Consider the following 25210-nt stretch of genomic DNA (forward strand, 5'->3'; position numbering starts at 1 on the left):
GACGGCCTCCTCCAGTGAGGTGCTTACGTGATTACACGGTAAGACCGTCGGGCGGGGTCAGGAAGGGGCCATCGCTGCGCCGAGAGCGGACACGTCCGTGACCGGCGCGGAGCAGACGAAGCCCCGGCACACGTAGGCGGCGGGGCGCCCGCCGACGGGCGGCCGGCCGGCCAGCAGCGGCACCCCGGGGGTGTCCGGCTCCCCCACCACGACGACGGCGCCCGGGCTGGCCGAGCCCCGCGCGGCCGCGGCGAGCGCGTCCCGCTCGGGCCCGGCCGGGCCGCTGACGGCGACCTCGAGCGGCCCGGCCAGCAGCGCCTCCCCCACCGCCGCGGCCCAGCCCGCCGCCCGCGGCGCCCGGCGCACCAGCACGCCGAGCTGCCCGGTCGCGGCCTCGCCGAGCTCGCGGTGCCGCGGCGACCCGGCCAGCGCCGCGTAGGTGACGAACGCACCGGCGGCCGCGGCGACCCCGGCCGGGGTCGGCCCGTCGGCAGGGTCGAACGGGCGGTGCACCAGCGCCTCGGCGTCGGCGGCGGTGTCGTGCCACCCGTCGGCGTCGTGGAACTGCTCCGCGACGACGTCGAGCAGGTCACCGGCCCAGTCCAGCCACCGGCCCTCCCCGGTCGCCTGGTGCAGCGCGAGCAACCCCTCGGCGAGGTCGCCGTGGTCCTCGAGCACCCCGGCCGGCGCCCCGGCGACGCCGTCCCGCGAGGCCCGCCGCAGCCGCCCGCCCACCCGGTGGACGTCCGCGAGGAGCTCCGCTGCGCGGCGGGCGGCGTCCACCGACGCGGGGGTGCCGGTGAGGACGCCGTGCTCGGCCAGCGCGGCGACGGCCAGCCCGTTCCAGGCGGTGACCACCTTGTCGTCGCGGGCGGGCTGCGGGCGCCGGGCGCGGGCGGCCAGCAGCCGCTCGCGCACGGAGGCGAAGCGGGCGGGGTCGTCGGGATCACGAGGCAGCTGCAGCGTGGAGGTGCCGTGCTCGAACGTGCCGCGCCCGGTCACCGCGAACAGCTCCGCGGCCCAGCGGCCGTCGTCGTCGCCGAGCACCTCGGTGAGCTGGGCCGGCGTCCACACGTACGTCAGGCCCTCGACGCCGTCGGTGTCGGCGTCCAGCGCGCTGGCGAAGCCGCCCTCGGGCGTGCCGAGGTCGCGGACGAGGAAGGCGGCGGTCGCGTCGGCCACGCGCCGCGCCCACTCCTCGCCGGTGGCCCGCCACAGGTGCAGGTAGACCCGCAGGAGCAGGGCGTTGTCGTAGAGCATCTTCTCGAAGTGCGGCACCACCCAGCGCTCGTCGACCGAGTAGCGGGCGAAGCCGCCGGCCAGCTGGTCGTGGATGCCGCCGCGGGCCATCGCCTCCAGCGTGCGGCGCGCCACCTCCAGCGACCGCGCGTCCCCGCTGCGGGCGGCGTGCCGCAGCAGGAACTCCAGCAGCATCGACGGCGGGAACTTCGGGGCGCCGCCGAACCCGCCGTGCCGGTCGTCGTGGTCGGCGGCGACCGCGGCCGCGGCGCCGTCGAGGTCGGCGGCCGACAGCGGCGTGGGCGGCCCGAGGTCCAGGCGGCGGGAGATGCCCTCGGCGATCCGGGTGCCGGCCTGCTCGAGCTGGTCGCGGCGCTGCGTCCAGGCCTCGGAGACGGCGGTGAGCACCTGCCGGAACGCGGGCACGCCGCCGGCGGGGCGCGGCGGGTAGTAGGTGCCGCAGTAGAACGGCCGCCCGTCGGGGGTGGTGAAGACCGTCATCGGCCAGCCGCCGGAGCCGGTGAGCGCCTGGGTGGCGGTCATGTAGACGCTGTCGACGTCGGGCCGCTCCTCCCGGTCGACCTTGACGCACACGAACCCGGCGTTCATCTGCGCCGCGGTCGCCTCGTCCTCGAACGACTCGTGCGCCATCACGTGGCACCAGTGGCAGGCGGCGTACCCGACGCTCACCAGCACCGGGACGTCCCGCTCGCGCGCCTCGGCGAAGGCCTCCTCGCCCCACTCGCGCCAGTCGACCGGGTTGTCCGCGTGCTGCAGCAGGTAGGGGCTGGTCGCGGCGGCGAGGCGGTTCGGCACGGTCCGGGGATACCCATCGTCACCCCGCGGCAACGGGAAGGCGATGTGCCATGTCGTGTCGCGCCCGGGACGCCGTTTCCTGTCACTTATCCACAGAGAGGCGCGTCCTGGGTCGACGTCCGTGGGCGATCAGAGCCATGGCGTCTGCGCGGCCGTGGGCGCATCCTCCCCACGTCCGCATCCCCCTGACCCCGGGAGCCCACCATGAGCACCACCCGCACCCGCACCGCCGTCGTCCTGGCCGCCGCCACGGCCGCTCTCGGCCTCGCCCTGCCCTCCGCCTCCGCCGCCTCGTGCAGCACGGCGTGGGGCTCCCAGCCGGAGACCGTCTCCGACGGCGGCGGCGGCACCCTCGACGACGTCCGCGCCGGCCGCCACGACTGCTACGACCGGCTGGTCCTGGACCTCGACGGGATCGACGCCGCCGACGTGGGCTACGACGTCCGGTACGTGCCCCAGGTCGTGCAGGACGGCTCGGGCCGGCCCGTGCCCCTGCGCGGCGCGGCCGACCTGCAGGTCGTCGTGCACACCCCCGGGCACACCGACGCCGGGGCGGCGACCTACGACCCGCGCACCGACGCCGAGGCCGTCGCCGTCGGCGGCTACCGCACCTTCCGGCAGGTCGCCTACGCCGGCTCGTTCGAGGGCAGCAGCACCGTCGGGCTCGGCGTCCGCGCCCGCCTGCCGTTCCGCGTGCTGGTCCTCGACGGTCCCGGCGACGGCTCGCGCCTCGTCGTCGACGTCGCGCACACCTGGTGAGCACCGCGACCGGGCCGGGACCGCACCCGGCCCGGTCGGCCCGCCGGCGTCAGCGCGCCGGCGGGTCCGTCCGGTCGTCGCGCCCGGGGGCGCTCCGCTTCGGCCCCTCGATGGCGCGGGGCGCGCGGCGCAGGTCGTCGAGCAGGTCCTGACCGGGCCGGCGCGGCGGGTCGACCAGCTCGGCCGGGGTGTCGGGGACGACGACCTGCGGGTGGTCGTCCTCCGGCTCGAAGCTGCGCGGGATCCGCTTGAGGTGCCGGTTCATCGACCGGACCAGCAGGAACACGGCGAGCAGCAGGACCAGGGTGAGGAACAGCCCGAACGGGCCGGACTTGCCGACGTCCTCGGGCAGCTGCTCCTCGGCGGCCAGGACCGCCCCGGCCAGCGCGCCGCTCACCAGTCCGGTGGTCACGGGACCGGCACCTCGCTGCGGATGCCGGCGAACAGGTCGTCCTCCGGCAGCGTCGAGTCCACCAGCGAGCGGGCCAGCTCGTAGTCCTCGGTCGGCCACACCCGCTGCTGCAGGTCCATCGGGCAGGCGAACCAGCGGCCGTTCGGGTCGATCTGGGTGGCGTGCGCGATCAGCGCGGCGTCCCGCACCGGGAAGTACTCGGCGCACGGGACGCGGGTGGTGACGCGGTGGCTCATGTCGCGCTCCGGGTCCCAGTTCGCCAGCCACTCGGCGTAGGGCGACTCGGCGCCGGTCTCGAGCATCGCCTCGTGCAGCGCCCGCGTCCGGGTCAGCGTGAAGCCCATGTGGTAGTAGAGCTTGCTCGGCTGCCAGGGCTCGCCCAGCTCGGGGTAGCGCTCCGGGTCACCGGCCGCCTCGAAGGCGTGCACCGAGACCTCGTGGGTCTTGATGTGGTCGGGGTGCGGGTAGCCGCCGCGCTCGTCGTAGGTGAGCACGACCTGCGGGCGGAACCGGCGGATCAGCGCCACCAGCGGCGCGGCCGCCTCCTCGGTGGGGACCAGCGCGAAGCAGCCCTCGGGCAGCGGCGGCAGCGGGTCGCCCTCGGGCAGGCCGGAGTCGACGAACCCGAGGAACTCCTGCTGGACGCCGAGGATCTCCCGGGCCCGGGCCATCTCCTCGACGCGCAGCTGCGGCAGGCGCTCCCAGATCTCCGGGCGGTCCAGCGAGGGGTTCAGCACCGAGCCGCGCTCTCCGCCGGTGCAGGTCGCCACCATCACCTCGACGCCCTCGGCGACGTACTTCGCCATCGTCGCCGCGCCCTTGCTCGACTCGTCGTCGGGGTGGGCGTGCACGGCGAGCAGGCGCAACTGGTCGGCGTCGGTCACCTCCCCAGTGTCCCCCGACGCGCCGACGGAACGCCGCCGACGGGTCCCCCGGAGGGCTGGATGTGGTGCCTGTCACGGGATGCTCCGGTACCGTCCGCTCCCCGGCAGGGAGCGGATCGCGTCCCTGCACGGGCCGCCCGGCCGGTGTTAGCTTGGCCGGATCGACGTCGTCGCCTCCCGACCGGGACGCGGCTCCCGAGCTGTGCAGGAGTACCCCGCGTGACCACCCCCACTGAGAACGAGCAGGGCATCTGGCTGACCCAGGAGGCCCACGACCGGCTGAAGGCCGAGCTCGACCAGTTGGTGGCCGGCCGGCCTGCCATGGCCGCCGAGATCAACGCCCGCCGCGAGGAGGGCGACCTCAAGGAGAACGGTGGCTACCACGCCGCCAAGGAGGAGCAGGGCAAGCAGGAGGGCCGGATCCGGCAGCTGACCGACCTGCTCCGCAAGGCGCGCGTGGGCGAGCCGCCGACGACGGCCACCACCGCCGAGCTCGGCACCGTCATCACCATCCGCTTCCAGGGCGACGACGAGACCGAGAAGTTCCTGCTCGGCTCCCGCGAGATCGCGGGCACCACGGACCTCGCCGTCTACTCGCCGGAGTCGGCGATGGGCTCGGCGATCCTCGGCGCAAAGCCGGGCACCTCGGTCACCTACCAGGCGCCCAACGGCCGCGACATCACCGTCGAGGTCGTCGCCGTCGAGCCGTTCGTCCCCTGACCCGGCCCCGCGTCGTGGCCCGCTCCCGGCGGGCGGAGAACACCGGCTTCGTCTGCGTGCACTGCGCCGCCGACGTCCCCGCGAACACCGACGGGCACTACCGCAACCACTGCCCGGTGTGCCTGTGGTCGCTGCACGTCGACGACCTGCCCGGCGACCGCGCCAGCGACTGCCGGCAGCCGATGGAGCCGATCGGTCTGGTGGAGAAGTCCGGCAAGGGCTGGCAGGTGGTGCACCGCTGCACGGCGTGCGGTCACCGCCAGCCCAACCGGCTCGTCCGCGACGGCGACGCCCCCGACGACCTGGACCTGGTCCTCTCGCTCCCCTGGTTGTAGGCCGCCGCTCCCGGAGCGGACGCGCTCAGGCGGGCGCCAGCCCGCGGCGGCGGAGCAGGGGTGCCGGGTCGGCGTCGCGTCCGCGGACGGCGCGGAAGGCCTCCAGCGGGTCCACCGACCCGCCGCGGGACAGCAGCCGCTCGCGGAAGACGTCGCCGTTCTCCCGCCGCAGGCCCCCGTTCTCCCGGAACCACTCGACGGTGTCGGCGTCGAGCACCTCCGACCAGATGTAGGAGTAGTAGCCCGCCGCGTAGCCGCCGGCGAAGACGTGCTGGAAGTACGTCGTCCGGTAGCGCGGGGGCACCAGGTCGGAGGCGACGCCGGCCGCCTCGAGCGCCCGCCGCTCGAACTCCGCCGGGTCGCCGATCTCGGTCTCCGGGGTGATCCGGTGCCAGGCCTGGTCCAGCAGCGTCGCGGCGAGGTACTCCAGCGTCGCGAACCCCTCGCCCCACAGCCGGGCGGCGTCGAGCGCCTCGACGGCGGACGACGGCAGCGGCTCCCCCGTCTCGACGTGCCGCGCGTAGTGCGCGAGCACCTCCGGCCACAGCGCCCACACCTCGTTGACCTGGCTCGGGAACTCGACGAAGTCCCGCGGCACCGCGGTCCCGGCGAAGCGCGGGTAGGTCACCGCGGAGCTCAGCCCGTGCAGCGCGTGGCCGAACTCGTGGAACAGCGTGTCGACCTCGTCGAGGGTCAGCAGCGTCGGCCGCCCCTCGGGCGCGCGGGCCACGTTGAGGTTGTTGACGACGACCGGCCGGGTGCCCAGCAGCCGCGACTGGGGGACGAACGAGCTCATCCACGCGCCGCCGCGCTTGCCCTCGCGCGCGGTGAAGTCGCCGAGGTAGAGGCCGACCGCCTCGCCGTCGGGACCGCTGACCTCCCACACGCGGACGTCGGGGTGGTAGCCGGCGAGGTCCGGGCGGGGGGTGAACCGGAAGCCGTAGAGCAGCTCCGCGGCGTGGAAGACGCCGTCGACGAGCACCCGGTCCAGCTCGAACCACGACCGCAGCGCGGCGGTGTCGACCGAGTACCGCTCCGCGCGCACCCGCTCGCTGTAGAAGGCCCAGTCCCAGGGCGCGAGCTCCGCGACGCCGTCGCGGGCAGCGGCCTCGGCCAGCACCGCGGCCTCCGCCCGCGCGTTCGCCGTCGACGGGCCGACCATCGGTGTGAGCATCGCGTCGACGGCGGCGGTGCTGCCGGCGGTCTGGTCGGCGAGGACCAGGTCGGCGTGGGTGGCGAAGCCGAGCAGCCGGGCGCGCTCGGCCCGCACCCGGGCGATCCGGACGGCCACCGGCCCGTTGTCGTGCTCTCCGGACGACGCGCGGGTCACCGACGCCTCGAACACGCGGCGGCGCAGCTCCCGGTCCCGCAGCTTGGCCAGCACCGGCTGGCCGGTGGGCAGCAGCAGCGGCAGCACGTACCCGTCCAGGCCGCGGTCGGCGGCGGCGCGGGCCGCGGCGGCGACCTCCTCCTCGGACAGCCCGTCGAGCTCGGCGGCATCCGCGACCCGGACGGCGGCGGCCTCGGTGGCCAGCTGCAGGTTCTGCCCGAACTGCGTGGACAGCTCCGACAGCTCCCGGTTCAGCCCCGACAGCCGGGCGCGGCCGGCCTCGTCGAGCCGGGCGCCGGCCAGCACCCGGTCGAGGTGGTGCCGCTCCACCAGCCGAACCGCCTCGGGGGCCAGGCCCGCGGAGTGCCGGGCGGCGTGGACGGCGTCGACGCGGGCGAACAGCGCGGGGTCCAGGCGCAGCGCGTCGGCGTGCGCGGCCTCCAGCGGCGCGAGCTCGCGCTCGATCTCCCGCAGCCGCGGCGAGGACAGCGACGAGGACAGGTTGCCGAACACCGCCTCGGCCCGGCGCAGCAGCGCGCCGGAGCGCTCGAGGGCCTCGATCGTGTTCGGGAAGGTCGGCGGCTCGGCCGAGCCGGTGATCGCGGCGATCTCGGCGCGCTGCTCGGCCATCCCGGCCAGGACCGCCTCGCGGCAGTGCTCGAGGGTGATGTCGGCGAACGGCGGCAGCCCGTACGGCAGCGGCGACTCGGCGAGCAGCGGGTTGTCAGCGGACACGGCGGGGGCGGACTCGGCGCTCATCGCCGTCCATCCTGCGCCGCCCCGGAGCGTCGGACACGGGTGGCCCGGAACCGGCGAGGTCCCGGGCCACCCGTGTCCAGCCAAGACACCGCGGTCCTCCCGGACCGCACCACGACCACGTGCCGTCCCGGCTGCCGCTGAGCCGGACCCGCCGCTCCTCGCGGAGGCCTCCGGCCCCCGCTCGTCCCGGCGACGGCGGCTCCGCCGCCGGGACGAGCGCGCGGGTCAGCGGCTGGCGGTGCGCTGGTAGAGGCGGACCGACAGCGGCACGAACACCGCGAGGATGACCGCCGTCCAGATCAGCGTGTACAGCACCGGGTTCTGCAGCGGCCACGCGTCGGGCACCGGGTAGCCGGCGGGCACGTTGCCGAACAGCTCCCGCGCGGCCAGCGTCACCGAGGAGACGGGGTTCCACTCGGCGAAGGTGCGCAGCACCGCCGGGAAGGTCTCCAGCGGCACGAAGGTGTTGGCGATGAACGTCAGCGGGAAGATCACGATGAAGCTGGCGTTGTTCACCACCTCCGGCGTGCGGACCAGCAGCCCCACCACCGCCATCAGCCACGAGATCGCGTAGGCGAAGACGAGCAGCACGAGGAACCCGCCCACCGCCTCGCCGATCGAGGAGTTGATCCGCCACCCGACCACCAGGCCGGTCAGCGCCATCACCGTGATCGAGATGACGTTGAGCCCGGAGTCGGCGATCGTGCGCCCGACCAGCACCGCCGACCGGGACATCGGCAGCGACCGGAACCGGTCGATCAGCCCCTTCTGCAGGTCCTCCGCGATGCTCGCGCCGGTGACGGTCGACCCGAAGACGACGGTCTGCGCGAAGATGCCCGGCAGCAGGAACTCCGCGTAGCTGATGCCCGGCGGCAGCCCGCCGATGGCGCCGCCGAACACGTAGCGGAACAGCACCACGAACATGATCGGCGACAGCGTCGCGAACACGATCAGGTCGGGCACCCGCTTGACCTTGATCAGGTTGCGCTTGGTGATGACGACGCTGTCGGACAGCGTCGCGGCCAGCGAGGTCATCGCACGCCTCCCGTGGGGACCGGCTCGGCCGGGGTCTCGTCGGTGGCGCCTTCGTCCCCGCCCTCGGCGGCGTGGCCGGTCAGCGCCAGGAACACGTCGTCGAGGTCGGGGCGGCGCAGCCCGACGTCGAAGATGTCGGCGGTGTGGCCGTCGAGCCGGCGCAGCGCGTCGGCCAGGACCTCCGCGCCGCCGCTGACCGGGATGCTCAGCCGGCGCGCCTGCTCGTCGACGTGCGGCTCGTCCACCGCCAGCGGCCGCAGCCGCGCGACCATCTCCGGCAGGGCGCCGGCGTCGGTGACCGCGAACTCCAGCCGCTGCCCGCCGACCTGCGCCTTGAGCTCGTCGGCCGTGCCGCGCGCGATCGCCCGGCCGCGGTCGATGACCACCATCCCGTCGGCCAGCCGGTCGGCCTCCTCCAGGTACTGGGTGGTGAGCAGGATCGTCGTCCCGCCGTCGGCGAGGTCGGCGATGAACTCCCACATCGCCAGTCGGCTGCGCGGGTCGAGCCCGGTGGTGGGCTCGTCGAGGAAGAGCACCCGCGGCCGGGCGATGAGCGAGGCGGCGATGTCCAGCCGTCGGCGCATGCCGCCGGAGTAGGTCTTCGCCGGCCGGTTCGCGGCGTCGGTGAGGTCGAACCGCTCGAGCAGCTCCCCCGCCCGGGCCCGCGACTCCCGCTTCCCCAGCCGGTACAGCCGGCCCACCATCTCCAGGTTCTCGAAGCCGGTCAGGTACTCGTCGACCGCGGCGTACTGCCCGGTCAGCCCGATGACCGAGCGCACCCGGTCCGGCTCCCGGACGACGTCGACGCCGGCCACCTGCGCGCGCCCGCCGTCGGGCTGCAGCAGCGTGGTCAGGATGCGGACGACGGTCGTCTTGCCCGCGCCGTTGGGCCCGAGCAGGCCGAGCACCGTGCCCTCGGGAACGGCGAGGTCCACCCCCGCCAGCGCCGTGTTCGACCCGAAGCGCTTCTGCAGTCCCTCGACGAGGATCGCGTCGTTCATGACAGGGAAACTAGGTGTGAGCACCGACACTTCCCGAGTCCTTTTCGCGACCCGCGAACGACCCGACGCCTGCTGTTCTCTCCCACGACACCTCTCCCTGTCCGACGGTCCCGGAGGGCAGACCGACGGACGCGGGAGAAGTGAGCGCTAGGCCTCCGAGACGGCGAAACCGGCCTGCTCGAGCGCGCCGGCGACGGTCCGCGCGTGGTCGGGGCCGCGCGTCTCGAGGACGACGAACACCTCGACCTGCCCGAGGTCCAGGCGGGTCGCCGTCCGCTCGTGCTCGACCTCGAGGACGTTCGCGCCGGCCTCGGCGAGGACGGCGAGCACCGCGGCCAGCGACCCCGGCCGGTCGGGGACGGCCAGGCGCAGCCGCAGGTACCGGCCGGCGGCGGCCATGCCGTGCTGGACCACCTTCATCATCAGCACCGGGTCGACGTTGCCGCCGGACACCACGGCGACCACCGGCGGCCGGAACACCTCCGGCTCGGCCATCACGGCCGCGACCGCGGCCACCCCGGCCGGCTCGACGACGAGCTTGGCCCGCTCCAGGCAGAACAGCAGCGCGCGGGAGAGGTCCTCCTCCCCCACCGTGCGCACGTCGTCGACCAGGTCGCGGACGTGCGCGAGGGTGAGGTCGCTGGGCGCGCCGACGGCGATCCCGTCGGCCATCGTGGACACCCCGGTCAGCGCCACCGGCCGCCCGGCGGCCAACGACCCGGGGAAGGCGGCGGCCCCGGCCGCCTGCACCGCCACGACCCGCACCTCGGGCCGCCGTGCCCGCACCGCGGCGGCCACCCCGGACACCAGCCCGCCGCCGCCGGTGCAGACGACGACGGTGGCGACGTCGGGGCACTGCTCGAGCAGCTCCAGCCCGACCGTCCCCTGCCCGGCGATGACGTCGGGGTGGTCGAAGGGGTGGATGAACACCGCCCCGGTCGCCCCGGCGTGCTCGACGGCGGCCGCCAGCGCCGCGGTCAGGTCGACCCCGACCAGGCGCGCGTCGGCGCCGTAGCCGCGGGTGGCGGCGACCTTCGGCAGCGGCGCGGACTCGGGCATGAACACCGTGGCGCGGACACCGAGCATCCGGGCGGCCAGCGCCACCCCCTGCGCGTGGTTGCCGGCGCTGGCCGCGACGACCCCGCGGGCCCGCTCCTCCGCGGTCAGCCGGGACAGCCGCACGTAGGCGCCGCGGAACTTGAACGAGCCGGTGTGCTGCAGGTTCTCGCACTTGAGGTGCACCGGACCGCCGACCCGCTCGGCCAGCGCCCGCGAGTGCTCCAGCGGCGTGCGCCGGGCGACCCCGTCGAGCAGCCCGGCGGCGGCGACGACGTCGGCTCCGGTGACCAGCTCGGCTCCCATGCCCCGATCCTCGCAGGGAGCGCGATCCCGACCGGGCCGACGCAGCGGCTCCCGCATCGTGCCTGGTCGTCGTACCGTGGCTGAGGTGACGGACGTCGCCCCAGCGCAGACCCCACCCGCACCCACGACCCTCGGCGAGCTCCGTGCCAGCGGAGCCGTCGCCCGGCCGGTCAAGGCCGAGATCCGCGCCAACCTGCTCGCCCGCCTGGGCGCCGGGGAGCCCACCCTCCCGGGCATCGTCGGCTTCGAGGACACCGTCGTCCCCGAGGTCGAGCGGGCGCTCATCGCCGGCCACGACCTCGTCCTGCTGGGCGAGCGCGGCCAGGGCAAGACCCGCCTCATCCGCACCCTCGTCGGCCTGCTCGACGAGTGGACGCCGGTCCTCGCCGGCAGCGAGCTCAACGAGCACCCGCTGCAGCCGATCAGCGTGTGGGCGCACCGTCAGATCGCCGAGCACGGCGACGACACCCCGGTCGGCTGGCTGCACCGCAGCGAGCGCTTCGGCGAGAAGCTGGCCACCCCCGACACCAGCGTGGGCGACCTCATCGGCGACGTCGACCCGATCAAGGTGGCCGAGGGCCGCACGCTGGGCGACCCCGAGACGGTCCACTACGGCCTGGTCCCGCGCACCAACCGCGGCATCTTCAGCGTCAACGAGCTGCCCGACCTCGCCGAGCGGATCCAGGTCGCGCTGCTCAACGTGCTCGAGGAGCGGGACATCCAGATCCGCGGCTACCGCGTGCGGCTGCCGCTGGACCTGCTGCTCGTGGCCAGCGCCAACCCGGAGGACTACACCAACCGCGGGCGGATCATCACCCCGCTCAAGGACCGCTTCGGCGCCGAGGTGCGCACCCACTACCCGCTCGAGCTCGGCGACGAGATCCGCCTGCTGGACCAGGAGGCACGGACCAGCGGCCTCGGCGCCCCCAGCGGGCACGACGCGTTCGACGCCCCCGTCGTCCCCCAGCACCTGGTCGAGATCGTCGCCCGGTTCACCCGGCTGGTCCGCGAGTCCAGCCACGTCGACCAGCGCTCCGGCGTCAGCGCCCGGTTCGCGATCGCCGGGCTGGAGACGGTCGCCGCCTCCGCCGTCCGCCGGGCCGCGATCGCCGGGGAGACGCGGCCGGTGGCCCGGGTGGTCGACCTGCCGGGGGTCGTCCCGGCCAGCCGCGGCAAGGTCGAGTTCGCCGACGCCGGCAGCGACCCCGACGACGACCGGGAGGTGGAGGTGCTGGAGCACCTGCTGCGGCAGGCGACCGCGCAGACCTTCCGGGCCCGGTGCGGCGGGCTGGACCTGACCGGCCTGCAGGAGCACTTCACCGGCGGCGAGACCGTCGAGTCCGGCGAGCTGGTGCCGGGCGCGGCGCTGCTGGGCCAGCTGGGCACCATCCCGCGGCTGGCCGAGCTGCTGGGCCGCCTCGGCGTGCCGGAGGGCGAGGAGTCCGCCGAGCAGGCGGCCGCCGCGGTCGAGTTCGCCCTCGAGGGGCTCTACCTCACCCGCCGGCTGGCCAAGGACACCGACGGCACCCGCACGGTGTACGGGGCCTGACGGTGGCGCGCCCACGCCCCGGCAGGGGGTACCGGTACGGCCGCTGGCGGGGCGGGCCCGACCCGCTGGCCCCGCCCTACGACCTGGGCAGCGCCGTCGACGAGATCGGCGACTCGGTGCTCGGCGGGAGCGGCGTCCGCGAGGCGCTGCGGGAGCTGCTGCGCCGCGGCATGGACGGCCGGCGCGGGCTCGACGAGCTGCGCCGCTCGGTGCGGGAGCGGCTGCGGCAGGCCCGCACCGCGGGCCGGATGGACGGCACGCTGCAGGAGGTCCGCGAGCTGCTCGACCGGGCGCTCGCGGCCGAGCGCCGGGAGCTGTTCCCCGACCCCGACGACCTGGCCCGGCTCAAGGAGGCCGAGCTCGACGCGCTGCCGCAGGACACCGCGGGCGCGGTCCGGGCGCTCAAGGAGTACGACTGGGCCTCGGCCGAGGCCCGGCAGACCTACGACCAGATCCAGGACCTGCTGCGGCGGGAGGTGCTCGACAGCTCCTTCGCCAACATGAAGCAGGCGCTGCAGAACGCCACCGAGCAGGACGTGCAGGCGGTCAAGGACATGGTCGCCGACCTGTCCCAGCTGGTGGACGCGCACAACCGCGGTGAGGACACCGGGGAGCGCTTCCGCGAGTTCATGGAGAAGCACGGGCAGTTCTTCCCCGACGACCCCCAGTCGGTGGACGAGCTGATCGACTCCCTCGCCCGCCGGGCCGCCGCGCAGGAGCGGATGATGGCCGGCCTGTCGCCCGAGCAGCGGGCGGAGCTGGCCGACCTGATGGCGCAGACCATGTCCGACCTGGGGCTGGCCAGCGAGATGGCCCACCTGCAGGACGCGCTGCGCCAGGCCCGTCCCGACCTGCCCTGGGGCCAGCGCGGCCAGGTGCCCGACGGCGAGCAGGGCCTGGGCCTCGGCGACGCCACCAGCGCCGTCGCGGAGCTGGCCGACCTCGAGGCGCTGTCCAACCAGCTCTCGCAGGGCTACGCCGGCGCCTCGCTGGCCGACGTCGACGAGGAGCTGCTGGAGCAGGCGCTGGGCCGCGAGGCCGTCGACGACCTCGCGGCGCTGCGGCAGATGGAGCGCGAGCTGGAGCGGCAGGGCTACCTCAACCGCTCCGACGGCAAGCTGGAGCTCTCGCCGAAGGCGGTGCGCCGGCTGGGCGCCACCGCGCTGCGGCGGGTGTTCGCCAAGCTCGACGCCACCGGCCGCGGCGAGCACGACGTCGCCGACGCCGGCGCCGCCGGGGAGCTCACCGGCAGCTCGCGGGAGTGGCAGTTCGGCGACGAGCAGCCGCTCGACGTCGTCCGCACGGTCCGCAACGCCGTGCTGCGCACCGCCGGCGACCCGCACGGGGACGGCGACCGCCGGGTCCGCATCGCCGTCGAGGACTTCGAGGTCGTGGAGACCGAGCGGCGCACCGGCGCCGCGGTCGCGCTGCTGGTCGACCTGTCCTACTCGATGGCGCTGCGCGGCACGTGGGGGGCGGCCAAGTCGACGGCGATGGCGCTGCACTCGCTGGTGACCACCCGCTTCCCGCAGGACGCGATCCAGATCATCGGGTTCTCGTCGACCGCGCAGGTGCTCAAGCCCGAGACGCTGGCCGAGCTGAGCGTGGACACGCTGCAGGGCACCAACCTGCAGCACGGGCTGATCCTCGCCCGCCGGTTCCTGGCCCGGCACCGGGACGCCGAGCCGGTGGTCCTCGTGGTCACCGACGGCGAGCCGACGGCGCACCTGGAGGAGGACGGCACGCCGTACTTCTGCTGGCCGCCGATGCCCGAGACGATCGCCCGGACCGTCGCCGAGGTGGAGCGGGTGGCCCGGTCCGGCGCGACGCTCAACGTGTTCGCGCTCGACCCCGAGCCGGGGCTGGTGCACTTCGTCCACGACATCACCGCGCGCGCCGGCGGCCGGGTCTTCACGCCCGACAGCGAGCGGCTCGGCGAGTACGTCGTCGCGGACTACCTGCGCACCCGCCGGGGACGCCGGGCCCGCTGAGGGGAGGGGCCGCCGCGGGCCCCGGGCCCGCGGCGACCTCCCCCGGACCGGTGGGCGGCCACCGGCCCTCAGCGGCGGCGCAGCACCCGGCCGTCGGGGAGGGTGCGACCGCCCAGGAGCGCGACCAGCGGGCCGCTGTCCGCGCGGACGACCTCACCGTCGCCCCGGCTCCACGCGGTGTCGGCGGCCTCGAGGCGGACACCGGTCAGGTCGAGCCCGAAGACGGCGCCGTCCGCGGCGGCGAGCCGGTCGAGGACGGCGACCACGGCCCCGGCCGGTGCGACCGGCGGCCGCCCGAGCGCGACGGTCACGTCCAGGGAGTGGATGACGGCGTGGCTCAGGGCCCCGGCCGCGCCACCGCCCGGCGGCTGCCACCCGTGCAGGACCGGCGAGCGCAGGGCGTCCAGCAGCTCGGCTGCCGGCAGGGAGGCGTCGCGGTCCGCCACGGTGTCGGAGAGCCGGGCGAAGTCCCCGCCCGCGGCCGCCATCTCGGCCCCGAACTGCTCGGCCGACAGCCGCGCGGGCATCGTCACGTGCGCCACCACGTGCCGGACCTGCCAGCCCGCGCACAGCGAGGGGGCGTCCCAGGTGCCGGCCGGCCCGGAGGCCAGCAGGTCCGCCAGACCGTCGTACGTCCGCCCCACCCAGGACCGGAGGTCGTGCGCGTCCACCTCGTGCAGGCTCTCCGCCATCTCGTCCCCTTCTCTCGTCCGGCTGGTCAGGGTGCCGGGTTACGGGCGCCCAGGGGTGGACGCCCCGCGGCGGAGGAACTCATCGGTCCTGGCCCGGACGGAGCAGGCCGCTGGGCGCCGGGAGCGGCCGCGGTCGGTCGACTGCTCGTCGGCGGCGCGCGTGCGTGGGTCCGGGGCGCCGCGTTGCGGCGGGCAGCCGGTGTCCTGGCGGCGGCCCCTCCCGGCCGCGGTCCACGCCCGGTGCTGCCCGATAGCGTGGCGCCGTGTCCCGATCGGCCCGGCTCCTCCGCGCCGGCCTGCTCACCGCGGCCGGCGCCCTGCTGATCGCCGGCTGCGGAGGCGGCGGGGACGACTCCCCGGCGTCGAGGCCACCCCGGTCGTGACGCAGCTGAGCGCCGCCGTCACCGCCGTCGAGGGCTCGGCGGCCGGACCGGCGCTGTCGCGCGTCGGGGCCCACCACGACCGGAACTGCGGCCCCGGGGCCGCGCCCACGAGGTGACCGTCACGGCCGAGGAGGTCGGCGTCGACGTCGTGCTGCCGCTGCGCAGCGCCGTCCTGCGCGACGGCGGGCCCGCCGCGATGCCCGGCGACGACGACCCCGCGACCGTGCACCTGGCCACCCGGACCGCCGACGGGCGGGTGGTCGGCGTCGTCCGGCTGTCGCCCGCTCCCTGCCCGTGGCAGCCGGCCCGGGCGCCGTGGCAGCTGCGCGGCATGGCCACCGACCCCGCCGTACGGGGCACCGGGGCCGGCCGCGCGCTGGTCGCGGCCGGCCGGGAGCTGCTCGCCGTGCGGGACGCGGACCTGCTGTGGTGCAACGCCCGCGTCCCCGCGGGCGGCTTCTACGAGCGGATGGGCTTCTGCGTGGTGACCACACCGTTCGACGTCGCGGGCATCGGCCCGCACGTCGGCATGCTCACCCCGCTCGGAGCGGGTGCGCGCCGCTCGAGCTGATCCCGGGGATGCGCCCGGCGCGGAAGGCGTCGACGAACAGCCGGTGGTCCTCCTGCGTCTGCCGCGCGTAGGAGTGCGCGAAGTCGACCAGGTCGGCGACGAACTCCTCGCGGCGGCCGCCGACCATCGCCGACACCGCGTCCTCGGTCTGGAAGTCGACCAGCGTGTGGTCGCTGTCGACGTCCCCGACGCAGTGCATCTTCGCCGTCGCCCGGCCCAGCTGGGCCACGACCGGGGCGATCTCCTCGGGCTCGGTCAGGTCCTCCCAGTCCAGGTCCACCTCGTAGGGCGAGAGCTCCTGGACGACGAACCCGACGCCGCCGATCTCGGTGTGGCCGAGGAACTGCGAGGCGTTGGCCTGCAGCGCCCGCTGGCTGACCGCGGTGCGGTGCCCGTGGTGCTCGAAGTAGGAGCGGATCCGCTCGTCGCGGACGATCCGGCTGGGCGCGGCCACGTTGCCCTGCTTGAGCGACAGGACGACGTCGTTCTCCAGCGCCTGGTCGTAGCCCTCGAGCAGCACGTTGTAGGCGGGCAGGCCGGCGCTGCCGATGCCGAACCCGCCCGTGCCGATGACGTCCTTGACGTCGTAGGCGACGTCGCGGCGGCGCACCGGCGGGACGACGGTCTCCCGCCAGCGGTCCAGCGCGGCGAGCACCCGGTCGCGCTCGGCGTCCTCGAGCCGGCGGGTGCGGCCGCCGTCGGCGAACCGCCGCTGGTAGGTCTCGACGACGGTCGTGCGGTCGAGCAGCGCGGCCCGCGTGCGGGTGGTCGTCTCGAGGATCGCCTCGCGGACGGCGCCCTCGGTGTTCGCGGCGGTCAGCGCGAACGAGCGGTCGTCGTCGGAGCGGCGGAACGCCTCCACCTGGTCCAGGTAGGCGCCGAGGTAGGTGCCGACCAGCTCCCCGATCACGTCGTCGCCCAGGGCCTTGCGCCACGCCAGCAGCGCGAAGCTGGCGGCGAACCGGCGCAGGTCCCAGGTGACCGAGCCGACGTAGGCCTCGTCGAAGTCGTTGACGTCGAACACGATCCGCCCGGCGCCGTCCATGTAGGTGCCGAAGTTCTCCGCGTGCAGGTCGCCCTGGATCCACACCCGGCCGGTGCGCTCGTCGCACCAGGGGTCCTCGAGGCGGTCCATGTCGGCGTAGAAGAGGCAGGCGCTGCCGCGGTAGAACGCGAAGGGGTCGGCGGCCATCTTGCGGAACTTGGTGCGGAAGGCGTCGGCGTCGACGGCCATCAGCTCGGAGAAGGCCTCGACCAGGACGTCGACGATCAGCTGCGAGCGGTCACCGGGAGCTCGATCGGGGGCCACCCGTCGGGGGGATTCGGGCACGGGGCGCACCGTAGGGGCCGACTAGCCTGCAGGACAGACGGTTGCGCGGCGCGACGGGCGGGGTGGCGGTGACGAGGGCGAGCAGGGCGCGACGGCTGGCGGCCGGCGCCGCCTACGGCGGCACCGGGCTGGGCCTGGCCGGGGCCGGGCTGCTCGGTCTGCTCCGCCTCCAGGCCCTCGCGGCCCGCCGCCGGGTGGAGGCGCGGACGTCGAAGCAGGACCCGCCCTCCGGCGACGGCGTCTACGGCCGGGGCCGCGGCAAGCCGATCGTGTTCACCGTGCTCGGCGACTCCAGCGCCGTCGGCCTGGGCGTCACGCGCGCCACGGAGACGCCCGGCGTGCTGCTCGCCGCCGCGCTGACCGAGCTCGCCGAGCGCCCCGTGCGGCTGGTCCGGCTGGCCGTCTCCGGCGCCGAGTCCTGCGAGCTGGACCCGCAGGTCGAGGCCGCGCTGGCCCAGCGGCCCGACGTCGCGCTGATCATGATCGGCGCCAACGACGTCACCACCCGCACCCGGCCGTCGGTGTCGGTGCGCCACCTGGCCGACGCGGTGCGGCGGCTGCGCGAGGCGGGCGCGCAGGTCGTCGTCGGCACCTGCCCCGACCTCGGGACGATCCGGCCGATCGGGCAGCCGCTGCGGCTGCTGGCCCGGCGGTGGAGCCGCCAGCTGGCCGCGGCACAGACGATCGCCGTCGTGGAGGCCGGCGGGCGGACGGTCTCGCTCGGCTCGGTGCTCGGGCCGAGCTTCGCCCAGGACCGCTCGCTGTTCAGCGTCGACGAGTTCCACCCCAGCGCGGCCGGCTACGCGCAGGCCGCCGCGGTCATCCTCCCCGCGCTCGCCGACGCCATCGGCGTCTGGCCCGCCCGGGCCGAGCGCGGCCGGCTGCGCCGCACCTCGGTGCGCCCGGTGGCCCAGGCGGCGGCGCGGGCCGCCGGGCGCCCGGGCACCGAGGTGCGGGCCACCGAGGTCCGCGGCTCGGGCACCGGACCGCTGGGCCCCTGGGCGCGGCTGCTGCGCCGCCGGCCCACCGAGCTGCCCACGCCCGAGGAGGCCGGCCAGGCCAGGGAGGCGTCGGTCGGCTGAGCGCCGCGTGACCTGCAACACAGCGACGCTCTGTTCCCGGTACACCCGCGACCGGTCGCGTACCCGGGGGTAGTTTCCGGGGTGACCCGACACCCGGCACCCCCGGCCGGGAGCCCCTCACCGTGGAGGACCCCATGCCCGAAGCCGTCATCGTCGCGACCGCGCGCTCCCCCATCGGGCGCGCGTTCAAGGGGTCGCTCAAGGACCTGCGCCCCGACGACCTGACCGCCACCATCGTCCGCGCGGCGCTGGACAAGGTCCCCGCCCTGGACCCGACCGACATCGACGACCTGATCCTCGGCTGCGGCCTGCCCGGCGGCGAGCAGGGCCACAACATGGGCCGCGTCGTCAGCGTGCTCCTCGGCATGGACCACCTGCCGGGCACCACGATCACCCGCTACTGCTCGTCGTCGCTGCAGACGACCCGCATGGCCATGCACGCGATCAAGGCCGGTGAGGGCGACGTCTTCATCTCCGCGGGCGTCGAGATGGTCTCCCGCTTCGTGAAGGGCAACAGCGACTCGCTGCCCGACACCCACAACCCGGTCTTCACCGACGCCGAGGCGCGCGTGGCCAAGACCGCCGAGAGCGGCGCCGACTCGTGGACCGACCCGCGGGAGAACGGCGAGATCCCCGACATCTACATCGCCATGGGGCAGACCGCCGAGAACCTGGCGCTGCTCAAGGACGTCTCCCGCCAGGAGATGGACGAGTTCGCCGTCCGCAGCCAGAACCTGGCCGAGAAGGCCATCGCCGAGGGCTTCTGGGAGCGGGAGATCACCCCGGTCACCACCCCCGACGGCACCGTCGTCAGCAAGGACGACGGCCCGCGTCCCGGCACCACCCTCGAGGGCATCTCCGGCCTCAAGCCGGTCTTCCGCCCCGACGGCCGGGTCACCGCCGGCAACGCCTGCCCGCTCAACGACGGCGCCGCCGCGGTCGTGGTCATGAGCGACACCAAGGCCCGCGACCTCGGCCTCACCCCGCTGGCCCGCATCGTCTCCACCGCGGTGACCGGCCTGTCGCCGGAGATCATGGGCTACGGCCCGGTCGACGCCTCGAGGCTCGCGCTGCAGCGGGCGGGCATGACCATCGACGACATGGACCTCGTCGAGATCAACGAGGCCTTCGCCGCGCAGGTCATCCCGAGCTACCGGGACCTGGGCATCGACATCGACAAGCTGAACGTGCACGGCGGCGCGATCGCCGTCGGTCACCCCTTCGGCATGACCGGCGCCCGCATCACCGGCACGCTGCTCAACGGCCTGCAGACCACGGACGGCACCTTCGGCCTGGAGACCATGTGCGTCGGCGGCGGCATGGGCATGGCGATGGTGCTGGAGCGCCTCTCCTGAGCCGCTCCCGGCACGCCACGGCGGCCCGGTCCCCTCGGGGGCCGGGCCGCCGTCGTCCCGGGTGCGGGATCAGCCGCGCAGCGGCCGGAAGGCCGCGCGGACCTCGGTCGCGAACAGCTCGGGCTCCTCCCAGGCGGCGAAGTGCCCGCCGCGCTCGACCTCGTTGAAGTAGGTGAGGGTGGGGTAGGACCGCTCGGCCCAGCTGCGCGGGGTCCGCCAGATCTCGCCCGGGAACGTGGTGAAGCCGACCGGGACCGAGACCTCCGGGGGCGCCTGACCGGCCGCGGCCGCGGCGGGGGCGTCGGGGCCGTAGCTCTCCCAGTAGGACCGGGCGGCCGAGGTGCCGGTGCCGGTCAGCCAGTACGTCGTGATGTTGTCCAGCACGTGGTCCCGGGTGAGGTTGCCGGTGGGCTGCCCGTCGGTGAAGGCGCGGGCCATCTTGTAGTAGGAGTCGGTGTCGTGGTCGAGCATCCAGGCGGCCAGGGCGACGGGTGAGTCGAGCAGCCCGTAACCGATGGTCTGCGGCCGGGTGGCCTGCTCGAGGAAGTAGGCGAAGCCGCTCGACCGGAAGGTGGCGATCGCGGCGAGAGCCGCCTGCTCCTGCTCGGTGTCGCCCGGCAGAGGACCGCCCAGGGCGGTCACGAGCAGGTTGAGGTGGATGCCGAGCAGCCCCTCGGGCGCCTGCCGGCCCATCGCGTCGGTGACCCCGGCGCCCACGTCGCCGCCCTGGGCCACGTAGCGGGTGTAGCCGAGGCGGCGCATCAGCTCGGCCCAGGCGCGCCCGACGCGGGCGACGTCCCAGCCCAGCTCCCGCGGCTCGGCGGAGAAGCCGTAGCCGGGCAGGGACGGCAGCACGAGGTGGAAGGCGTCCTCGGCGCGGCCGCCGTGCGCGGTCGGGTCGGTGAGCGGGCCGACGGTCTCGAGCAGCTCGACGACCGAGCCCGGCCAGCCGTGCGTCATGACCAGCGGCAGCGCGTCCTCGTGCCGCGAGCGCACGTGCAGGAAGTGGACCTCCACCCCGTCGATCTCGGTGGTGGCCTGCGGCAGCGCGTTGATCCGCGCCTCGCACGCGCGCCAGTCGTAGTCGGTGAGCCAGTGGCGCACGAGGGCCTGCACCGTCGCCAGCTGCACGCCCTGCGACCGGTCCGCGACCAGCTCCGCGGAGGGCCACCGCGTCGCGGCGACGCGCCGGCGCAGGTCGAGCAGGTCCGCCTCGGGGACGGCGATCCGGAACGGGCGGATGGCGGTGGGGTCGGCTCCGGCGGCGGTCCGCGGCGGGGGCACGGCCCCGGGGACGGAGACGGTGGTCGGGTCGGTGGGAGCGGACATCCGGGCCTCCTGGCGCGGGCTGGGGGTGGACCCGCTCGCGGGCCCTCCCCACCCCAGCACCGTCCGGCCGCCCCCGCATCGTCCGTGGCGGACGATCCGGCGTCGTCCGGCCCGGCAGACGCCGGTGGCCCGGCCCCCGAGGGGGACCGGGCCACCGGGACGTGCTGCGGGTCAGTTGTCCTGGAAGTAGGACAGCAGCCGCAGGATCTCCAGGTACAGCCAGACGACCGTGACGAGCAGGCCGAAGGCGATGTACCAGGCGAACTTGGCCGGGGCGCCGCGGCGGATCGCCTGGTCGGCCATGTCGAAGTCGAGCAGCAGCGAGAAGGCCGCCACACCGATCACGACGAGGCTGAAGACGATGGCCAGCGGGCCGCCGTCACGCAGGCCCAGGCCGCCCGGGACGAAGAACGACACGAGCAGGTTGACCAGGACCAGGGCCAGGACGCCGAACAGGGCGCCGACGATCCAGCGGGTCAGCTTGGGGGTGACCCGGATGGCGCCGGTCTTGTAGACGACGAGCATGCCGGCGAAGACACCGAAGGTGCCGATCACCGCCTGGATCACGATCCCGGGGTAGACCGTGTTGAAGGCCTCGCTGATGGCGCCGAGCGCGACACCGTAGAGCGCGCCGTAGGCCAGCGTCGCCGCCGGGTTGGCGATCTGCTTGAAGCTGATCACCAGGCCCAGGACGAAGGCCACGAGCACCGCGGGCAGCGCCAGGCCCCACGCGGCCTGGCCGGGCAGCGCCCAGACGGCGGCGGCGGCCAGGACGGTGACGAGGAACGACAGACCCGTCTTCTGGACGACGTCGTCCATCGTCATGTAGCGGGTGGCCGGCGGCCCGTACGGCCCGGCGGGGGCCGGGGCGCCGTAGCCCTGCGGGGCGCCGTAGCCCTGGGGCGCGCCGTACTGCTGGCCGTAGGGCTGGCCGTACTGCTGCTGACCGGGAGCGGCGTAGCCCTGCTGGCCGTACTGCTGGCCGTAGCCGGGAGCGCCGTAGCCCTGGCCGTACGGCTGGCCACCGCCGGATGCGGCGTTGGCGAAGCCCCGGCCGAAGACCGGGTTGGAGCTGGGCATCGTCATCTCCTCGAGGTGACTGGTCGGTCGGTGGGCTGCTACCTCGCACCCCACTCGGTTCCTACAACGCCGCAGGTGGCCTGCGCGTTCCTGACCCTGCCAGTACCCCCGACCGGGTGGGAAGACGCGCCGGGGGCGCGACACCGTGCGGTGCCGCGCCCCCGGGTCGTGCGGGGAGGTGGAGGTCAGGCCTCGACCCCGCCGTGGTCGTGGTCGTGGTCGTGGTCCGGCGAGAGGCCGCCACCGCCGGCCTTCTGCTCCGGGGTCACCCGGAACTGGCGGTCGGTCGGGTCCTCCTCGAACGTGCCACCCGGCACCGGCCGGCCGGCCACGCCGTTCACCCGGGACGTGTCGTAGCCCAGGGTCAGCACCGAGTAGGCGATGGCGTCGGAGTTCGTCTCGAGTGCCTTCGGGTCGACGTTGTCGATCGTGTCCCCGGCCTGGTGGTAGTTCGGGTCGTAGGCGACCCCGGCGGTACCGCCGTACAGCGGCACCTGGTACGCCTGCTTGAGGACCTCGGCGCCGGTGAACAGGCCACCGGAGGGGATGCCGTTCTCGATGAACGCCTGGTAGTCGCTGCGGCCGCTGAACTCGCTGCCCTCGTACCACAGGCCCTGCGCCTCGAAGTAGTCCTCGAGGACGTACTCGATCTGGGCCGAGCCCTCGGGGACCGTCACCGGCGCCCGGAAGTCCGACTGGTCGCCGTCGTAGACGAACCGGGCGAAGTTCGGCGAGCCGACCATGTCGAAGTTCAGGTACAGCCCGATGTCGGCCTTCTGCTGGTCGCTCAGCTGCGAGACGTAGTGCTCGGAGCCGAGCAGGCCGAGCTCCTCGGCGCCCCACCAGGCGAACCGGATGGTGTTCTCCGGCTTGAGCTTGGTGATGTTCTCGGCGACCTCGAGGATCGCCGCGCTGCCGGAGCCGTTGTCGTTGATGCCCGGGCCCGCGAGCACGGAGTCGAGGTGCGCACCGGCCATGACCACGTTGTCCGAGGTGCGGCCGGGCAGTTCGGCGACGACGTTGTAGGTGTCGCGGATCTCGCTCTCCGCGTCGACGGCCAGGTCGACGGTCGTGCCCGCGGCGGCGAGTTCCTGGCCCAGGGCCGTGGGGACGCCGATGACCGGGATGGTGATCCCGGGAGCGCCCAGGGTGCCGTTGAGCGGGCCGGCCGTGTTGTTGAAGACGATGACCGCGGAAGCCCCGGCGGCCTCGGCGTTCTGCGCCTTGACGGCGAAGGCGCAGCCGCCCCGCTGGACGAGGGCCACCGACTCGGCTGCGAGGCCGGCGAAGTCAGCGGCCTCGCAGCCGCTGCCCAGACCCGCGCCGGCGAGGTCGACCGGGGCGACGACGCCGTCGTCGACCGTGCCCGGGCCGGTGTAGGTCATCGGCGCGTAGTCGGTGCCCACCGTGTAGGTCGTCGCCGTGGGCGCGACGCGGCTGAACGAGCTCTCACCCAGCCGGAAGAACGGGAACTCGAACCCCTGGACGTGGACGGTGTAGCCGACCGCCTCCAGCCGCTCCTCCACGTAGTCGACCGAGGCGTCGTAGCCCGCGGTGCCCGAGGCGCGGTTGCCGCCGTTCTCGTCGGCGATCGCCTGGAACGCCTCGAGGTGCTCCGTGACGCCCTCGAGCGTGACGCACTCGGTCAGCTTGGCGACGGTGTTGTTGGTGCGGGTCTCGCAGCCGCCGGCGGCACCGGCGGGCAGCGCGGCGACCACGCTCCCGGCCAGCGCGATGGCGCCGGCACTGCCGATCACGGCGAGCCGCGACCGGCGGGACGGGTGGACCTGGGTCATGGACGACGTCCCCTCGAACGTAGGGTGTGAGCTCCGTTGCTCAGGGTCACCTTGTCAAGACGGTCACGGGGGACGTCAACCCCTGGATTTCCTCACCTGCATGCGCTATGGGGCCGGAAGAACTGCGGGTGCGGACCGGTGCCCCCGGTGGGACTCGAACCCACACTGCGACCCTTTTAAGGGGCCTGCCTCTGCCGATTGGGCCACGGGGGCGGGCGCGCTGCGGACGGCTGCCCGGTGCCGCCCAGCCTAGGGCGGCCCTCCGGCCGCGCTCCGGCTCAGCCGGTCCCGGCGAGCTCCGTGGCCCGGGACAGGACGGCGTCCAGCATCGGCTCGGTCAGCCGGCCGGTGAACGTGTTCTGCTGGCTGACGTGGTAGCTGCCGAGCAGGGTCAGCGGCCCGCGCGGCCCCTGCAGCGCCACCTCCACGCCGTGGCCGAACGCCGGCCGCGGGCGGGGCAGGGCGTACCCCGCCCCGGCGAGGACCGGCCACAGGGCCGTCCAGCCGAACCCGCCGAGGACGACGACCACCCGCAGGTCGGGCAGCAGCGCCAGCTCGCGGGCCAGCCACGGCGAGCAGGTGTCGCGTTCGGCCGGCGTCGGCGCGTTGTCCGGGGGCGCGCAGCGGACCGCGGCGGCCACCCGCACGCCGGTGAGCTCGAGGCCGTCCCCGACGTGCGTCGACGTCGGCTGGCTCGCCAGGCCCGCCCGCCACAGCGCGGCGAAGATCCAGTCGCCGCTGCGGTCGCCGGTGAAGACCCGCCCGGTGCGGTTGCCGCCGTGCGCGGCCGGCGCCAGCCCGACGACGGCGATCCGCGCGTCGGCCGGGCCCAGGCCGGGCACCGGGCGGCCCCAGTAGTCCTGGCCGCGGAAGGACGCGCGCTTGACCCGGGCGACCTCCTCGCGCCAGGTCACCAGGCGCGGGCAGGCCCGGCAGCCCGAGATCCGGGCGTCCAGGACGGCGAGGTCGCGGGCCGCGCGCGCCGACCGGGCCACCCCCGCCGGCGTCCGCGTGACCGGGAACCCCTGCGCGTCGACCGCCACCCGCCCAGTGGACCACCCGCCCGGGGGCGCGCGGAGCGCGGGGGCGCCAGGCATGATCACCCCATGGCCCGCAAGCAGAAGGCGCCGCTGACCTGGAAGCTCCTCGGCACGGGGACGGCCACCGTGTCGGGCATCGCCGTCCGCAAGCTCACCGACGCCGCCTGGTACGCGGCCCGCGGCACGACCCCGCCGAAGAACCCGGCCGCGCCCGGTGTCTCCTGGCCGGACGCGCTCGCCTGGGCCGCGTTCTCCGGGCTGGCGGTCGCGGCCGGCCGGCTGCTGGCCGCCCGCGGCGCGGCCACGGCCTACCAGCAGCTGACCGGCAAGCTGCCGCCCGGCCTCAACGAGGCCGGCTGA

At 75.1% G+C, this 25210-nt stretch carries 22 protein-coding genes and 1 tRNA gene; 9 read left to right on the forward strand and 14 right to left on the reverse strand.

The window, feature by feature from the left end; translation table 11 throughout:
- Positions 1-57 precede the first annotated feature (57 nt).
- The gene (locus ACI8AB_RS01905; RefSeq protein ID WP_456948739.1) at positions 58-2055 is read right to left on the reverse strand and encodes a thioredoxin domain-containing protein; all 1998 of its coding nucleotides are present in this window, start codon (positions 2053-2055) and stop codon (positions 58-60) included.
- Positions 2056-2259: 204 nt separating this feature from the next.
- On the opposite strand from ACI8AB_RS01905, the gene ACI8AB_RS01910 reads away from it, so the two are divergent.
- On the forward strand, positions 2260-2814 hold the full coding sequence (locus ACI8AB_RS01910) for an AMIN-like domain-containing (lipo)protein (protein ID WP_387987878.1): 555 nt from the start codon (positions 2260-2262) through the stop codon (positions 2812-2814).
- A gap of 49 nt (positions 2815-2863) precedes the next feature.
- Here the strand turns inward: ACI8AB_RS01910 and ACI8AB_RS01915 are convergent, their stop codons facing one another.
- Both ACI8AB_RS01915 and mca read right to left on the reverse strand, forming a co-directional pair.
- On the reverse strand, positions 2864-3226 hold the full coding sequence (locus ACI8AB_RS01915) for a hypothetical protein (RefSeq protein ID WP_387987879.1): 363 nt from the start codon (positions 3224-3226) through the stop codon (positions 2864-2866).
- Positions 3223-4110: a mycothiol conjugate amidase Mca gene (gene mca, locus ACI8AB_RS01920; RefSeq protein ID WP_387987880.1), complete on the reverse strand. Its 888-nt coding sequence runs from the start codon at positions 4108-4110 to the stop codon at positions 3223-3225. Before mca ends, ACI8AB_RS01915 begins: the two co-directional genes overlap by 4 nt.
- Before the next feature lie 219 nt (positions 4111-4329).
- Between mca and greA the strand changes: the two genes are divergently transcribed.
- Both greA and ACI8AB_RS01930 read left to right on the forward strand, forming a co-directional pair.
- Positions 4330-4830, forward strand: coding sequence for a transcription elongation factor GreA (gene greA, locus ACI8AB_RS01925; protein WP_110907602.1), 501 nt, complete (start codon positions 4330-4332; stop codon positions 4828-4830).
- Positions 4831-4844: 14 nt separating this feature from the next.
- Positions 4845-5165: an RNHCP domain-containing protein gene (locus tag ACI8AB_RS01930; RefSeq protein ID WP_456948740.1), complete on the forward strand. Its 321-nt coding sequence runs from the start codon at positions 4845-4847 to the stop codon at positions 5163-5165.
- Between the two features lie 25 nt (positions 5166-5190).
- Here ACI8AB_RS01930 and ACI8AB_RS01935 read toward each other — a convergent pair whose 3' ends face one another.
- The 4 genes from ACI8AB_RS01935 to ilvA all read right to left on the reverse strand — a co-directional run bounded on the left by ACI8AB_RS01935 (position 5191) and on the right by ilvA (position 10652).
- The gene (locus ACI8AB_RS01935) at positions 5191-7254 is read right to left on the reverse strand and encodes a M3 family metallopeptidase (RefSeq protein WP_456948741.1); all 2064 of its coding nucleotides are present in this window, start codon (positions 7252-7254) and stop codon (positions 5191-5193) included.
- 225 nt (positions 7255-7479) lie between these two features.
- Positions 7480-8289 (reverse strand): ABC transporter permease, encoded by an 810-nt coding sequence (locus ACI8AB_RS01940; protein WP_387987883.1) that lies wholly within the window; start codon positions 8287-8289, stop codon positions 7480-7482.
- A complete protein-coding gene (locus ACI8AB_RS01945; protein WP_456948742.1) occupies positions 8286-9290 on the reverse strand; it encodes an ATP-binding cassette domain-containing protein in 1005 nt (334 codons plus the stop codon). The genes ACI8AB_RS01940 and ACI8AB_RS01945 overlap by 4 nt, the downstream gene beginning before the upstream one ends.
- Before the next feature lie 147 nt (positions 9291-9437).
- Positions 9438-10652, reverse strand: coding sequence for a threonine ammonia-lyase (ilvA, locus tag ACI8AB_RS01950; protein ID WP_456948743.1), 1215 nt, complete (start codon positions 10650-10652; stop codon positions 9438-9440).
- 85 nt (positions 10653-10737) lie between these two features.
- On the opposite strand from ilvA, the gene ACI8AB_RS01955 reads away from it, so the two are divergent.
- Both ACI8AB_RS01955 and ACI8AB_RS01960 read left to right on the forward strand, forming a co-directional pair.
- Positions 10738-12201, forward strand: coding sequence for a sigma 54-interacting transcriptional regulator (locus ACI8AB_RS01955; protein ID WP_456948744.1), 1464 nt, complete (start codon positions 10738-10740; stop codon positions 12199-12201).
- 2 nt (positions 12202-12203) lie between these two features.
- Complete coding sequence (locus tag ACI8AB_RS01960; protein ID WP_456948745.1) at positions 12204-14192, forward strand: VWA domain-containing protein; 1989 nt, start codon at positions 12204-12206, stop codon at positions 14190-14192.
- A 68-nt stretch (positions 14193-14260) separates the two neighbouring features.
- On the opposite strand, the gene ACI8AB_RS01965 is transcribed toward ACI8AB_RS01960, so the two are convergent.
- Positions 14261-14884, reverse strand: a complete 624-nt coding sequence (locus ACI8AB_RS01965; protein ID WP_456948746.1) for a maleylpyruvate isomerase family mycothiol-dependent enzyme — start codon at positions 14882-14884, stop codon at positions 14261-14263.
- Between the two features lie 495 nt (positions 14885-15379).
- Here ACI8AB_RS01965 and ACI8AB_RS01970 point away from each other — a divergent pair, with 495 nt between their 5' ends.
- Entirely contained in the window at positions 15380-15838 is a 459-nt protein-coding gene (locus tag ACI8AB_RS01970; protein WP_456948747.1) for a GNAT family N-acetyltransferase, read from the forward strand.
- Here the strand turns inward: ACI8AB_RS01970 and ACI8AB_RS01975 are convergent.
- Entirely contained in the window at positions 15801-17168 is a 1368-nt protein-coding gene (locus ACI8AB_RS01975; RefSeq protein ID WP_456948748.1) for a DUF2252 domain-containing protein, read from the reverse strand. The two genes, ACI8AB_RS01970 and ACI8AB_RS01975, sit on opposite strands and share 38 nt — an antisense overlap.
- A gap of 41 nt (positions 17169-17209) precedes the next feature.
- Between ACI8AB_RS01975 and ACI8AB_RS01980 the strand changes: the two genes are divergently transcribed.
- Entirely contained in the window at positions 17210-18250 is a 1041-nt protein-coding gene (locus ACI8AB_RS01980) for an SGNH/GDSL hydrolase family protein (RefSeq protein ID WP_456903335.1), read from the forward strand.
- A gap of 134 nt (positions 18251-18384) precedes the next feature.
- Positions 18385-19605 (forward strand): acetyl-CoA C-acetyltransferase, encoded by a 1221-nt coding sequence (locus ACI8AB_RS01985; protein WP_456903336.1) that lies wholly within the window; start codon positions 18385-18387, stop codon positions 19603-19605.
- Positions 19606-19674: 69 nt separating this feature from the next.
- On the opposite strand, the gene ACI8AB_RS01990 is transcribed toward ACI8AB_RS01985, so the two are convergent.
- The 5 genes from ACI8AB_RS01990 to ACI8AB_RS02010 form a co-directional block, all read right to left on the reverse strand.
- Positions 19675-20934: an epoxide hydrolase family protein gene (locus ACI8AB_RS01990; RefSeq protein ID WP_456948749.1), complete on the reverse strand. Its 1260-nt coding sequence runs from the start codon at positions 20932-20934 to the stop codon at positions 19675-19677.
- Between the two features lie 171 nt (positions 20935-21105).
- Positions 21106-22014, reverse strand: coding sequence for a Bax inhibitor-1/YccA family protein (locus tag ACI8AB_RS01995; protein WP_456948750.1), 909 nt, complete (start codon positions 22012-22014; stop codon positions 21106-21108).
- 185 nt (positions 22015-22199) lie between these two features.
- On the reverse strand, positions 22200-23810 hold the full coding sequence (locus ACI8AB_RS02000; RefSeq protein ID WP_456948751.1) for a M28 family metallopeptidase: 1611 nt from the start codon (positions 23808-23810) through the stop codon (positions 22200-22202).
- 139 nt (positions 23811-23949) lie between these two features.
- Positions 23950-24023, reverse strand: a tRNA-Leu gene (locus ACI8AB_RS02005).
- A 65-nt stretch (positions 24024-24088) separates the two neighbouring features.
- Positions 24089-24853 (reverse strand): uracil-DNA glycosylase, encoded by a 765-nt coding sequence (locus ACI8AB_RS02010; protein ID WP_456948752.1) that lies wholly within the window; start codon positions 24851-24853, stop codon positions 24089-24091.
- 63 nt (positions 24854-24916) lie between these two features.
- On the opposite strand from ACI8AB_RS02010, the gene ACI8AB_RS02015 reads away from it, so the two are divergent.
- Positions 24917-25210, forward strand: coding sequence for a DUF4235 domain-containing protein (locus tag ACI8AB_RS02015; RefSeq protein ID WP_387987899.1), 294 nt, complete (start codon positions 24917-24919; stop codon positions 25208-25210).

This window comes from Geodermatophilus sp. SYSU D00698 (assembly GCF_054050335.1).

Bases quoted from the DNA above. Each gene is read 5' to 3' on its own strand.
- ACI8AB_RS01940 (WP_387987883.1), bottom strand. From the start codon at position 8,289: ATGACCTCGCTGGCCGCGACGCTGTCCGACAGCGTCGTCATCACCAAG.
- ACI8AB_RS01990 (WP_456948749.1), bottom strand. From the start codon at position 20,934: ATGTCCGCTCCCACCGACCCGACCACCGTCTCCGTCCCCGGGGCCGTG.
- ACI8AB_RS02000 (WP_456948751.1), bottom strand. From the start codon at position 23,810: ATGACCCAGGTCCACCCGTCCCGCCGGTCGCGGCTCGCCGTGATCGGC.
- ilvA (WP_456948743.1), bottom strand. From the start codon at position 10,652: ATGGGAGCCGAGCTGGTCACCGGAGCCGACGTCGTCGCCGCCGCCGGG.
- ACI8AB_RS01910 (WP_387987878.1), top strand. From the start codon at position 2,260: ATGAGCACCACCCGCACCCGCACCGCCGTCGTCCTGGCCGCCGCCACG.
- ACI8AB_RS01965 (WP_456948746.1), bottom strand. From the start codon at position 14,884: ATGGCGGAGAGCCTGCACGAGGTGGACGCGCACGACCTCCGGTCCTGG.
- ACI8AB_RS01945 (WP_456948742.1), bottom strand. From the start codon at position 9,290: ATGAACGACGCGATCCTCGTCGAGGGACTGCAGAAGCGCTTCGGGTCG.
- ACI8AB_RS01935 (WP_456948741.1), bottom strand. From the start codon at position 7,254: ATGAGCGCCGAGTCCGCCCCCGCCGTGTCCGCTGACAACCCGCTGCTC.
- ACI8AB_RS01985 (WP_456903336.1), top strand. From the start codon at position 18,385: ATGCCCGAAGCCGTCATCGTCGCGACCGCGCGCTCCCCCATCGGGCGC.
- ACI8AB_RS01995 (WP_456948750.1), bottom strand. From the start codon at position 22,014: ATGCCCAGCTCCAACCCGGTCTTCGGCCGGGGCTTCGCCAACGCCGCA.
- ACI8AB_RS02015 (WP_387987899.1), top strand. From the start codon at position 24,917: ATGGCCCGCAAGCAGAAGGCGCCGCTGACCTGGAAGCTCCTCGGCACG.